The following is a 12,635-nucleotide window of genomic DNA, read 5'->3' as shown; positions in this document are numbered from 1 at the left end:
CCCATACCTCATATAGCTAACCACTCACTTTACTCTTTTTATAAGAGCCCCCCATCATTTGTTTCCAACAAAAGATTTTCATGAAATGAATTATTAACAATATTAAAATGTAATTCTATTTTTATTATTTCACATTTTGATTATTCTGAAAATTAAACAAAAGGAGTATCTTTTCTCTAATTATTCTATGCCTACATAGTACAAAAGAACTATCTTGTCATTTATTCTTTGTGATACAGAATAAATCGACACGATAGTTCTTTGATAAATTTCTTATTTAATCTAGCGGAACCAATTGATTTCGAACTGCATAAATCACTGCTTGCGATCGACTTTTCACATTTAGTTTTTTAAAAATTTTATTGATGTGTATTTTAACTGTTTTATCACTAATATATAAAACTTCAGCAATTTCTTTATTACTAAGTCCTTTTACTAGTTCAAAGAGAATTTCCTTTTCACGTTCCGTCAGTTCATTTTCATTTGATTCTACTTTCATTTTTTGCTGATGATATGTAATTAATTTTTTAGTCATACGCGGATGAATAACTGAATCACCTCGATATAACATTCGAATTGCTGCTACTACCTGCTCTGATGAGGAATCCTTCAATAAATAACCATCAGCACCGGCCTGAAGTGCATCCATTAAATACTCATCATGTTCATACATTGTAAACACAAGTACTCGGCAACTCGGATAAATTTTTTTCACTAACTCTGTAGCTTCAATCCCATTTTTCCCTGGCAGGTTAATATCCATCAAAATACAATCTGGTCCGCATTCTTCTACTTTTCCCAATACTTCATCCCCAGAGCTAGCTTCTCCAACCACTTTCATATCAGATTCATCTTCTAGTATGCTCCGAATTGCATCCCGTAAAAAAGCATGATCATCTACTACTAATATTTTAATCATTTTACGCACCCCTTGTTTGTGAATCTGGAATTAACAGTGTAATTTCTGTCCCCTTTCCTATAGAACTATCAATCTGTAAAGTAGCCCCTAATTGGTCAGCTTGTTCATTCATATGTAATATACCATAATGTGGCTCATTCTTTGTTTTAACCATAGACTCAAATAGTGAAAAGCCAACTCCATTATCCTTAACCCTTAAAAGAACGTGTTCACTTTGATAACTGAGTAAAACATCAGCCTTTTTTGCTTGTGCATGTTTTACAATGTTTTGCAAACTCTCTTGTAATGTATCAAATATAACTCTTTCTTTTGAAAAACTAAGCGCACGTGCATGGCCTCTTTCATGATAGGTAATGTCTAATTCATATTCTCGTTTTAAAGATTTTATTTTACTTGCTATTGCCTGCTTAAGACCTAATTGTTGTGTCGGATATGGTTTTAAAGCATAAATAGAATAGCGAACTTCTCCTAGACTTCCTCTTAAATCTTTTATGCTTTTCTCAACTACTTGCTGCATATCTTTTGGTTTATCATGGTATTTTTTCCGTGCGGATTCTAGTTGGAATATTACCCCCGCTAATGTTTGCGCAATACCATCGTGAATTTCACGGGCAATTCTATTTCTTTCTTCTAAAATCATTCTTTTTTTCTGTTCAGAAATCAATATCCTTGTTTTAACAACGTTAGCTAATTGGTTAGAAAATGTAGCTAACGACTGTACATCTTCCGGAAAGAAACCCGCATTTCTACTTTTCCCTGCAACAAACATTCCGACTAATTCATCATTTACTATAAGAGGAAAATATACAAGTGAGCGTATAACACTATCAAATATTTCATCTCCAGGAGCCGTACCAATTTTCCAATCATTAAATACAAGATTTTTAGAAAGTTCCTCAAACGCCCTTGATATTTCTGAATCATCAGAAATATAAGAGCGCACTTTCCCATCTTTTAATAGAATACTCCAGTTCCCATCATCTTTTGTCCATATTACATATGCTTGTATGCCAAAAAAACCTTTAAGTGCTTGTTTAATATGTTTCAAGTTTCCTCCAGTTAATCCTCGACTAATTTCGGTCGTAATAAGAAATAACTCATATAATCGTTCCTTCTCCATCCTTATCCGTACAGAAAAAGAACTAATAACTGAAGCTGCTACAAGTGGAAAAAAGAAAAACAGTACTGTAATCTCGTTTATTTCCACACTATATATACTAATTAATACATGCATCAGGGCCGCATAAGAGAAACCAAAAGTTTCGCAAAGAAATACCGTTACAGTTTTTTTATACCACTGATATATTGAATATGGCTGTGGAAGAAGTATCATCAACAAATCGTAAAAACGATTGTTGAAAAAACAAAAAAACACGCAAAATAATAACAAAGATATTAAATTTTCATATAGAACTGGCATAACTATCTTATTAAGTAATAAGGACATACATTTGTTTGAAAACCATTCGGCCAAAATCAAACTAAGTGCATGCTGAGTACTATTAAATAACATTCTTTGTATCGGTGAACGACGATGCAGGTGAATAATTAGCGTTACGAATACAATAGCAGTAATAGTTATATGGATTCCAAACTGCCAACTCATAGCGTAAATGATCGGAAAAGTAAGCGAGCTAGTTCCTCTCCAAAATCTTACAGGAAAATACTCTGCAATCCCCATAAATAGTAACAACATTATTAGTATTGTTGGATGAGAAGGGATTTTAATTTCAAGTAAAGATATAGTTATAGTAACCAAACCAAGAAAAGAAATAAAATAAAGATAAGAACTAGCAATCTTTTCTCTCATAAAGATAGAATTTACATCCTTCAAAACAACCCCTTCTTTCTTTATAAAAACTTCATTTTCCCTATTATCCAATAAAAAACCGGCACTGGCAAAATGGAAGAACATCCACTAGCCAATCACCGGCTGTGTACTGTACCTAAAAAGGCAAGACACAATACTAGTATTATAAATCGTTTTTCTTAAATTTCCTATTCATCAAATGATGTAATTATGCATCCCGCTAGATTTACTCTCCTATAGTACAAAAGATATATATTAATATCGCAAATATATACGTTCTTTCCATTTCCCTACTTTTCTAAAAAATCCAAGCATAATTTTCTCACAAAAAACAAAAATTAACAGAAATAATTTCAATGTAAAGGAGATGGAAATTATGACCGAACAGAAGCACTCACAACAAGATAATAACAAAAAGCATATGTTTCCATCACTTCCGGAAAACATTAATTATATCGAAAATAAGCTCTGTCATTCAGACGATATAAAAAAATTAGATCTTCCTTTCCAAAACGGCAAAGGAACAATCTTATATATCGAATCTTTAGCAGATTTAAATTTAATTCACCAATTAGCTCTTGAGCCTTTATTAACTCGGTCGGATTTGTCTTTAGATAAAGCATTTGCCACATTAAGTATGAAGAAAGAAACAAATTTAAATTACGGTGTGCAACTTTTATTACAAGGCAAATCATTATATTTTCATGAACAAGTCGACAGTTTTTGTATTTTCGAAACAGCTTTATCTTTAAAGAGAGATATAGCAGAGCCTGATAATGAAGGCATTGTACGTGGACCACATACTGGTTTTGTAGAAGATTTAGCAACCAATTTAGCTTCCATTCGTAAACTCATAAAAAGTCCAAATATCGTCGTTAAATATTTCACACTTGGTGAAGAAATGCATACGAAAGTGGCAATTGCTTATATGCAAAACATAGCGAATGACGATTTAGTTACAGAAGTAAAAAGAAGGTTAGAAACGATTAAGACAGATGCACTTATGCCTCCAGGATATATACAAGAATTTATAGAGGATACGTCTTTCTCACCATTTCCGCAGCAATTAAATACAGAGCGTCCAGATAGAGTCGCAGCAAATTTAATGGAAGGACGAGTTGCTATTTTATCTGATGGAGATCCAACAGCGCTCATCGTTCCTGTTACATTATTCGCTTTCTATCAATCACCAGATGATTATAATAACCGCTGGATTGTCGGTTCTTTCGTCCGAATGATTCGCTTAGTGAGTTTTTTGATTGCTTTTCTCTTACCAGCTATATATATCGCAACCGTAGCCTTTCATCCTGATGTATTGCCGCTCGAACTTGTATATACAATTAAAGCTTCATTAGAGAAAGTACCACTTCCTCCTATTTTTGAAGCTCTCTTAATGGAGCTAATTTTCGAGTTATTACGGGAAGCTGGTATTCGTTTGCCGAGCAGAGTTGGACAAACAATCGGTATTGTAGGCGGTTTAGTAATTGGTGATGCAATTGTAAAAGCCGGACTCGTTTCTTACACAATGATTATCGTTGTAGCTTTAACTGCAATCTCATCTTTTCTCGTTCCATCAAACGATATGAGTTCAGCAGTTCGGATTCTTCGATTTCCATTAATGCTCCTTGCTGCCCTATTCGGATATGTAGGAATATCGTTCGGTCTCATTATAACTTTCGTTCATTTATGTCAGCTTCATTCTTTTCATACACCATATCTTTCTCCTGTTGCACCAATGCGGATTAAAGATATGAAAGATTCTTTTGTCAGACTACCAATTTGGTCATTTTGGGAACGACCACATGATCCAAAACCGAAAAAAATGCAGCGCCAACATGTAACGAGAGAGGATGAGGACGGTGACAAACACGCAAAGTAAAATTTCGTTAGTTCAATTTACCTTTTTCGTTATTCAGTGCCAAATCGGAGTAGGCATACTTTCTCTACCGAATCGCCTTCACCCGATTGCTAAAGGCGGTGGGTGGATTTCTGCACTCATCGCTGGGCTTGCGATTCAGCTTATTATTTTACTTATGTGGCTTTTCTTAAAACGATTTCCTGATGCAGATATGTATGAAAGTGTTTGTATGCTATTTGGGAATAAGTTTGGAAAACTATTAGGTTTTGCTTATGTTTTTTATTTTACCCTTATTGGTATGACGGTTATGTTGAATGCTTGTAATGTCATTAAAGTGTGGATATTACAAGCAACTCCTTGGTATGCCATTCTCATACTATTTACAATAGCTTGTTGTTATGTAGCTTATAACACTTTTAAAGTCATCGTACGATTTTATGTCATGGCCTCTATTCTCATTTTACCAATGGCTCTTTTAATCGCCTTAGGACTCACGCGAGCCGATTTTTCTTATATTTTTCCAATTACAGAAGCTGGATGGTGGAATATTATTCAAGCATCTAAAGAAACAATTACAGCTATGTATGGTTTTGAAATTATTCTTATCGCTTTCCCCAAAGTAAATGGGGGTTCTATTGCAAAACTAAAGGCAATTTCTATCGCGAATGGATTTGTAACCCTTTTTTATACTTTTACTGTTTGGATTTGCTTTATCGTATTTAGTCCAAAACAAATTGAGCTTATTCCAGAACCAGTTGCTTACTTATTACGATCCTTGCATATCGGGATTATAGACCGAACTGATTTACTATTCATACCAATTTGGATGATAACAGTTGTAGCTTCTATCGCTAGTTATTACTGCGCTGCTTCTATAGGAATTGGACATATATTCAATCTTGGTAATCATAAAAAGGCTGTCCCAATCGTTGGTATTATTGCTTTTAGTATAGCCCTATTTATCGATACACCTGAAGAATTAAAAGTGATTGCAACTTTCACAGATAAGTTCACCTATATTTTCATCGTTGTCCTCCCTCTTTTATTTCTACTTTATTCAGTAATAAGAAATAAGAAAGGAGAACAGTATGTTCAAAAAAAGAGTTAAATTACTTTTTGTATTATGCACTAGTGCATTCCTTGCTGGCTGTTGGGATCAAGAACCATTAAGGGAAGCAAGGTTAGCTTATAGTATTGGATCTGATATTACGGAAGAGAATCAACTCCAGCAAACAATTGAGCTCGTAAAAAGTTCAAGCGGCGAACAATCTTCATTCGAGAATGAAATACATTCAGCAACCGGGCATAACATAAGAGATACAAGCGATGCACTGAAAAAAAATGTGACTGGAAATATTCGTTATTTTAAATATGGTGTTCAATTACTAGGAACCAAAATTTTAAAAAAAGGTATACTACCTTATTTAGATGTCAGCTTTCGGGACCCAACAAACCCAACTGCTTTAGTAAAACTTATTGCAGTAGATGGTGAAACATCCGAGATACTAGAAAAAAAGAAAGTAGGAAATTTACTAATTGGAGATTTTCTAAAGAAAAAAGTGAAAAGCTTAGAAGATATGAGTGTATTTCCAAAAGAAACTTTAGAAACAGCTGCTACAAAAATGTTAGATCCGGGTAAAGACTTTACCCTCCCTTCTATAAAAATAAAAGGAAAAGAAGTAATTACAAACGGATTAGCTTTATTTAACAATGATAAATTGACCGGGCATTTACCTTTAAAACAATCTGTTTTATTCGTATTATTAACTGGAAAAATGGGAACAAGTGCCCGTATAACCCAAAAACTTACTAGCGATGAATCCGAGAAGACATCTGACTATTTAACAATGGAAGTGAGCAATCGGAAATTAAAACGAGACTTAAAAATAACAACAGATAAAAAAGGAAATGTTTATGCTCACATTAAGCTTCAATTAAAAGTTATAGCCCTTGAAGCTCCGAGAGATAATCTTTACAAAATGGATGAAAGAAAAAAACTAAATAAGGAACTATCCAAACAGCTCACGAAAGAAGCGAAAAAAATAACGAAAAAGTTACAAAAGGCAAATTGTGATGCTTTCGGAATTGGTAGACATCTTATCGCTTATCATCCTGACCTATGGAAGAAAAAAAATTGGAATAAAGATTATGCAAAAGTAAAATTTAAGCCTGAGGTAGAAGTAAGCATTTTGTATAGTGGTGTCTTAAAATAAAAGGTTGTATGCCACGCAGGCATACAACCTTTTATTTCGTATATCGATATACAATTGATTCATATGGTCTTAAGTCAAGGTTTGTAATATCCTTGCTGGAATCTTTATAATTCGACAGTAATACTTCTTGTTGCATTCCATCTAATTGAACGTGCGCTGGTACAGAGTACGTTATTTCCTCTCCATAGAAGTTATTGATAACAAGTAGCACTTCACTTTCTGTAGTACGAGTATATGCCCAAATTTTAGGATCATTTTCATCCAAAATAGCATATTCTCCTTCTGTAATTACATCATACGTTTTTCTAAGTTCTATTAACTCTTTATAATGATAAAATACAGACTCTTTATCTTCTAATGCCTTCTCTACGTTTATTTCTTTAAAGTTTTCAGCCACTGAAATCCAAGGTGTACTTGTTGTAAAGCCACTGTTCATCTCTTCATTCCACTGCATTGGAGTACGGGAGTTGTCACGAGATTTTTGTTTTAAAATCCCGATAATCTCTTCTTTTGATAATCCTTCTTCCAACTTTATATCATATATATTTAACGATTCCACATCACGATATTGTTCAATAGACTCAAAATTAGGATTCGTCATACCGATTTCTTCGCCTTGATAAATATAAGGCGTTCCTTGCAACATATGCATAGCCGTTGCTAACATTTTTGCAGATTCATTTCTATACTTCTCATCATTACCGAAGCGTGACACAATACGAGGCTGGTCATGATTACACCAGAATAACGCATTCCATCCCCCGCCCTTTTGCATTTCAATTTGCCAATTAGACATAATCTCTTTTAATTTAATAAAATCAAAATCAGCCTTCGTCCACTTATCACCATTCGGATAATCAACTTTTAAATGATGGAAACTAAACGTCATACTTAATTCATTACGCTCAGGGTTTGAATATTTAATACAATTATCAATTGTCGTAGATGACATTTCTCCAACTGTAATTACATCTTTCCCTTCAAAAACATTTCGGTTCATTTCTTGTAAATATTCATGAACACGTGGGCCATCTGTATAATATTTACGGCCATCGCTTGTCGCCGTACTTCCATTATCATTTAAGAACTGTTGATCTTTTGAAATTAAATTAATAACATCTAATCGGAATCCAGTTACCCCTTTATCAAGCCAAAAGCGCATCATATCATATACTTCTTCACGAAGTTTTTCATTTTCCCAGTTTAAATCTGCTTGTGTCTCATCAAATAGATGTAAATAATATTGCTCTGTCTTCTCATCATATTTCCAAGCAGACCCACCAAACTTAGATTGCCAATTATTTTTTTCATCACGCCAAATATAGTAATTACGATATGGACTATTTTTATCTTCCTTCGCTTCTTTAAACCACTTATGCTCCGTCGAACTATGATTTACAACGATATCAAGCATAATTTCAATGTTACGTGCTTTTGCTTCTTCTAAAAGCTCTTCAAACTCTTCCATCGTTCCGTAAGATGGATCAATATTGTAGTAATCACTTACATCGTATCCATTATCATTTTGTGGCGATTGGTATATCGGTGTTAACCAAATATAATCTACTCCGAGTTCTTTTAAGTAATCTAGTTTTTCTGTAACCCCTTTTATATCACCGGTTTCTTTATTGTAATAGCTATTAAAGCTCTTCGGATAAATTTGATAAACTACACTTTTATGCCAATCCTTCATGTTTAACTTCCTCCTACTTCTGTTTTACTCGTTTTGCAAATAACCACGTTAACGTAAATGGAATTACAATTGCGATAACCATTCCGACAATAAACATTGGAATCGATTTCGGAATGATAGAAATAAATGCTGGTAATCCACCAATTCCGATAGCAGGTGCTAATACACCATTTAATGTAATGAATATCGCCACCACAGCCGATCCGATAATCGCTGCATAGAACGGGAATTTATTTCGTAAGTTTACACCAAACATAGCTGGCTCTGTAATACCGAAATATGCCGAGATTGCTGATGTCGATGCCATACTTTTATCATTTTGATTTTTAGAAATCCAGAACATCGCAAGTGCCGCACTACCTTGCGCAATGTTAGAAAGAGCAATCATCGGCCAAATGAATGTACCACCGTGTTGTGCAATTAATTGTAAATCGATAGCAATAAACATATGATGCATACCTGTAATTACAAGTGGTGCATACAATGCTCCAAATAATACTGCTCCAACTACTGGTACTGTTTCATATACACCTACTAATCCTACTGTTAATAAATCTCCAATATGACGTGTAACCGGACCAATAATCCCTAATGCTAATACACCTGTCACAACGATTGTTGTAATTGGTACAACTAATAATTGAATTGCATTTGGTACATGTTTCTTTAAAAAGATTTCTACTTTACTTAATACAAATGCTGCTACTAAAACAGGTAAAATTTGTCCTTGATATCCTACCTTCTCAATTTGGAACAGCCCTAAAATATTGAAGTACTCAATCTTTTGACCATCTAAACCAGTCGCTGCTTTTCCATAGTCCCAGGCATTTAATAAGGCCGGATGCACAAGCATTAATCCCATAACAATCCCTAGTATTGGACTACCACCAAAACGTTTTGTTGCTGACCACCCGACAAGTGCCGGTAAGAATACGAATGCTGTATTCGCCATCATATTAATTAAATCCCAAAGCCCGCCTAAGTTTGGATACACATCTAATAAATTTTTTCCATCAAAAAATAAGTCCTTTGCGCCTAATAGATTGTTAATACCCATTAATAAACCAGCTGTTACGATTGCTGGTAATATCGGCATAAATACATCTGAAAATACTTTTACAAACTTTTGAGCTGGATTTAACTTTTGGTTTCCAGAATCTTTTACATCAGCTACTGTCGCTTCCTTCATACCTGCAAGCGTTATCAATTCAGCATATACTCGATCAACATCTCCTGGACCAATTACAATTTGAAATACCCCAGCGTTATGAAACGCTCCCTTCACTAATGAAACAGACTGCAATTTATCGTTATCTATTTTACTTTCATCCTTTAAAGCGATACGGAGTCTCGTTACACAGTGCGCAGCTTGTTCAATATTGTCTTTCCCGCCAATATACTGCAACACTTCCTCTGCTGTTTTACGATAGTCTTTCCCCATATTCCCGTCCCTCTTTTCTTTTTTTGATACCGTTTACAATTACATATTAACTCGTATATATAAGTTAGTCAACACTCGTATATACGAGTTTGTCATTTTTTTATAAAAAAAGAGATGAAACATTACGTTCCATCTCCTTATTTTCTCCGCGCCACATCCGAAAAATGAAAAATATCTAAGCGGTGGCGGGATTCTGTATATTCGAACTGACTTCCATCATACAAATGCGTAAAGTTTTTCACGACAACAACATAATCTGTTCCATTTAAATCTAAATACTTTCTATCGTCCTCTGTACATGGTTGCACTTCAATTACTCTCTGTGAGTAACTAATATGAAGACCTAGTTCTTTCTCAATATATTTATAAATGGACCCCGCTGCAATCTCACTCGTTAATCCAGGAATATATTCCGATACAAAATGATTAATATCCAAAATTACTTTTTCTCCATCAATATTTCGTACGCGTTTAATATGATCTATGTCTGTCTTCTCTTTCACATTTAATAGCTTTGCAACCTCTTTTGTCGCTTTTACTTTCTCCATTTCCACGACTTCTGTAATACAATGGCGTCCTAAACGTTCATTTTCTTCTTGGAAACTTACAATACCACCAAAGTTGAATTCAATATTTTTTCGCTTTAAAACAAAAACACCTTTTCCGTGTATTTTTTGAACATATCCACGTTCTTGTAATAAATCTACAGCTTTTCTTACAGTACCGCGGCTCGCTTCATATTGCTTCATTAATTCAGTTTCTGATGGGATTTTGCATCCCTCTTTTAATTGCCTATTATCAATAGAATTACTGATTTCTGTATAAATTTGTTCATACTTACTCATCATCTACAATAGCCCCTTGTCACCTTCTAGTTCTATATGTATTATACCATGCTACACTCTTCTGCCAATCTCTCACTTATTTTCCAGTATAGGAAAAATAAAGGTAAATATTTAATCTCTAAAACGTATTTTTATAAAAATTTTTATATTTTTCTTTTCATTCAAAAAAACATGTAGTATACTAACTTCAAAATCAGAGGAGAAAGGGAGCAAAGAACTATGCTTACTTATACAACAATTGTAGTTACATTTGCACAAAAACATCATCATCATACGTAACCCTTGAAACCTAGCGGAAAAATTACGCGTAGGTACAAGGGTTATTCCCGTTGTACCTACGCTTTGGCGAAGAGCCATGTAGGTATTTTTTATCTACATGGCTCTTTTTTTATTACCAAAAAGCTAGTAAAAAATGATGTTTAAGCAAATATTACTACAAAGGAGTTAACAAAAATGGAAACGAAAAAATGGGGATTATGGGTTTTAACAGCTTTTGTTATCGGGAATATGGTTGGCGGTGGCGTATTTATGCTCCCAGCAAATTTAGCACAAGTATCAGGTCCAATGGGTTCTACACTTGCATGGAGTATTACAGGACTTGGCGTATTTATGATTGCACTCGTATTTGGAAATTTAGCAATCCGAAAACCAGAATTAAAAGCGGGACCACAAAGCTATGCTCAAGCGATGTTCCCTTCAAAAAAAGCGGGTAAAGTTGCAGGCTATAGTATGGCATGGGGATATTGGGCTGCGAACTGGGCTGCAACAGCATCTGTTATTATTTCCTTTGCTGGATATTTATCAACATTCTTTCCAGTTTTACAAAGTAAGCAAATTCTCTTTTCAACGAACGGATTTTCACTAGAACTTGGAAAAGGGTTAACGTTCCTCGTATGTAGCCTTATGTTATGGGGAATTCAATATATTCTTTCTCAAAATATCGATCGTGCTGGAAATATGAATCTTCTTGCTACTATTGCAAAAATTATCGGATTTACAATGTTTATTGTAATCACATTATTCATTTTCAATGCCTCTAATTTCGGAGACGGGCAAACATTTATGAATGAAGCAGGACAATCCATTTCGTTAGGTGGACAAATCAATTCAGCTGCTATTGCAACACTTTGGGCATTTATCGGTATTGAATCGGCTGTCATGCTTTCTAATCGTGCAAAATCTCAGCGCGATGTAAAAAAAGCGACTATTTTCGGATTAATTATCGCTCTTCTTATTTACATGTCAATTACTCTACTTACAATGGGCGCTCTCCCGCAAGATGCTTTAAAAGAGTCTCAAAAACCATTAGTAGACGCATTAAATTTAGCAATTGGCAATAAAGGCGCATATATAATGGCTTTACTTGCACTTGTATCTTTATTTGGATCTACAGTTGGCTGGATCGTTGTTAGTTCAGAGGTTCCTTATCAGGCAGCAAAAAATGGGCTTTTCCCTAAATTTTTCGCGAAAACAAATAAAAAAGGTAGTCCTTCAAAATCATTATTTATTACAAATGTGATGACGCAAATTTTCTTATTCTCAACGATTTCTGGTACCGTATCAGAAGCTTATAATTTCGCTATCGTTGTAGCAACATTAGCTTATTTAATTCCATACCTTGTTTCTACACTGTACCAATTCAAATTAGTTATTACAGGAGAAACGTATGATATAATGCCTGGCTCTCGAATAAAGGACGGCATCATTACTACATTAGCATTCATATATTCTATTTGGGTTATCAAAACAGGAACTGCTGATTTAAAAACGTTCTTCTTAGGAATCGGATTGTTCGTATTAGGTCTTATTCTTTATCCTGTACTAATGAAAGACTCACAAAAAATGAATTAAAAAAG

General features: G+C 34.3%; 9 protein-coding genes. 4 read left to right on the top strand and 5 right to left on the bottom strand.

Features of this window, described 5'->3' with window-relative positions:
- Positions 1-277: 277 nt before the first annotated feature.
- Both PSR14_RS03910 and PSR14_RS03905 read right to left on the bottom strand, forming a co-directional pair.
- A complete protein-coding gene (locus PSR14_RS03910) occupies positions 278-919 on the bottom strand; it encodes a response regulator transcription factor (protein WP_000590668.1) in 642 nt (213 codons plus the stop codon).
- A 1-nt stretch (position 920) separates the two neighbouring features.
- Positions 921-2,753: a GAF domain-containing sensor histidine kinase gene (locus tag PSR14_RS03905; protein WP_002163754.1), complete on the bottom strand. Its 1,833-nt coding sequence runs from the start codon at positions 2,751-2,753 to the stop codon at positions 921-923.
- A 352-nt stretch (positions 2,754-3,105) separates the two neighbouring features.
- Between PSR14_RS03905 and gerKA the strand changes: the two genes are divergently transcribed.
- From gerKA to gerKC, 3 genes are read left to right on the top strand one after another with little or no spacing between them, the layout of a single operon-like run.
- Positions 3,106-4,608, top strand: a complete 1,503-nt coding sequence (gerKA, locus tag PSR14_RS03900; protein ID WP_098487509.1) for a spore germination protein GerKA — start codon at positions 3,106-3,108, stop codon at positions 4,606-4,608.
- Entirely contained in the window at positions 4,589-5,695 is a 1,107-nt protein-coding gene (locus PSR14_RS03895; protein WP_000185780.1) for a GerAB/ArcD/ProY family transporter, read from the top strand. Before gerKA ends, PSR14_RS03895 begins: the two co-directional genes overlap by 20 nt.
- Positions 5,676-6,800 carry a spore germination protein GerKC gene (gerKC, locus tag PSR14_RS03890; protein WP_000474039.1) on the top strand — a complete coding sequence of 375 codons (1,125 nt, stop codon included), beginning with the start codon at positions 5,676-5,678 and terminating at the stop codon, positions 6,798-6,800. Before PSR14_RS03895 ends, gerKC begins: the two co-directional genes overlap by 20 nt.
- Positions 6,801-6,831: 31 nt before the next feature.
- Here gerKC and treC read toward each other — a convergent pair whose 3' ends face one another.
- The 3 genes from treC to treR all read right to left on the bottom strand — a co-directional run bounded on the left by treC (position 6,832) and on the right by treR (position 10,782).
- Complete coding sequence (treC, locus tag PSR14_RS03885) at positions 6,832-8,493, bottom strand: alpha,alpha-phosphotrehalase (RefSeq protein WP_000656099.1); 1,662 nt, start codon at positions 8,491-8,493, stop codon at positions 6,832-6,834.
- Between the two features lie 13 nt (positions 8,494-8,506).
- On the bottom strand, positions 8,507-9,934 hold the full coding sequence (gene treP / locus PSR14_RS03880; RefSeq protein WP_406644152.1) for a PTS system trehalose-specific EIIBC component: 1,428 nt from the start codon (positions 9,932-9,934) through the stop codon (positions 8,507-8,509).
- A 137-nt stretch (positions 9,935-10,071) separates the two neighbouring features.
- Entirely contained in the window at positions 10,072-10,782 is a 711-nt protein-coding gene (treR, locus tag PSR14_RS03875) for a trehalose operon repressor (RefSeq protein WP_000987250.1), read from the bottom strand.
- Positions 10,783-11,232: 450 nt separating this feature from the next.
- On the opposite strand from treR, the gene PSR14_RS03870 reads away from it, so the two are divergent.
- Positions 11,233-12,630 carry an amino acid permease gene (locus PSR14_RS03870; RefSeq protein ID WP_000448454.1) on the top strand — a complete coding sequence of 466 codons (1,398 nt, stop codon included), beginning with the start codon at positions 11,233-11,235 and terminating at the stop codon, positions 12,628-12,630.
- Positions 12,631-12,635: the final 5 nt, after the last annotated feature.

The sequence above is a fragment of the Bacillus sp. A01H genome (genome assembly GCF_045277205.1).
Taxonomy (GTDB): domain Bacteria; phylum Bacillota; class Bacilli; order Bacillales; family Bacillaceae_G; genus Bacillus_A; species Bacillus_A paranthracis.
The sequence above is the reverse complement of the archived record's forward strand: the minus strand, read 5'-3'. Positions and strand labels throughout refer to the sequence as shown.

Bases quoted from the DNA above. Each gene is read 5' to 3' on its own strand.
- PSR14_RS03910 (WP_000590668.1), bottom strand. From the start codon at position 919: ATGATTAAAATATTAGTAGTAGATGATCATGCTTTTTTACGGGATGCA.
- gerKA (WP_098487509.1), top strand. From the start codon at position 3,106: ATGACCGAACAGAAGCACTCACAACAAGATAATAACAAAAAGCATATG.
- gerKC (WP_000474039.1), top strand. From the start codon at position 5,676: ATGTTCAAAAAAAGAGTTAAATTACTTTTTGTATTATGCACTAGTGCA.
- treC (WP_000656099.1), bottom strand. From the start codon at position 8,493: ATGAAGGATTGGCATAAAAGTGTAGTTTATCAAATTTATCCGAAGAGC.
- treP (WP_406644152.1), bottom strand. From the start codon at position 9,934: ATGGGGAAAGACTATCGTAAAACAGCAGAGGAAGTGTTGCAGTATATT.
- treR (WP_000987250.1), bottom strand. From the start codon at position 10,782: ATGATGAGTAAGTATGAACAAATTTATACAGAAATCAGTAATTCTATT.
- PSR14_RS03870 (WP_000448454.1), top strand. From the start codon at position 11,233: ATGGAAACGAAAAAATGGGGATTATGGGTTTTAACAGCTTTTGTTATC.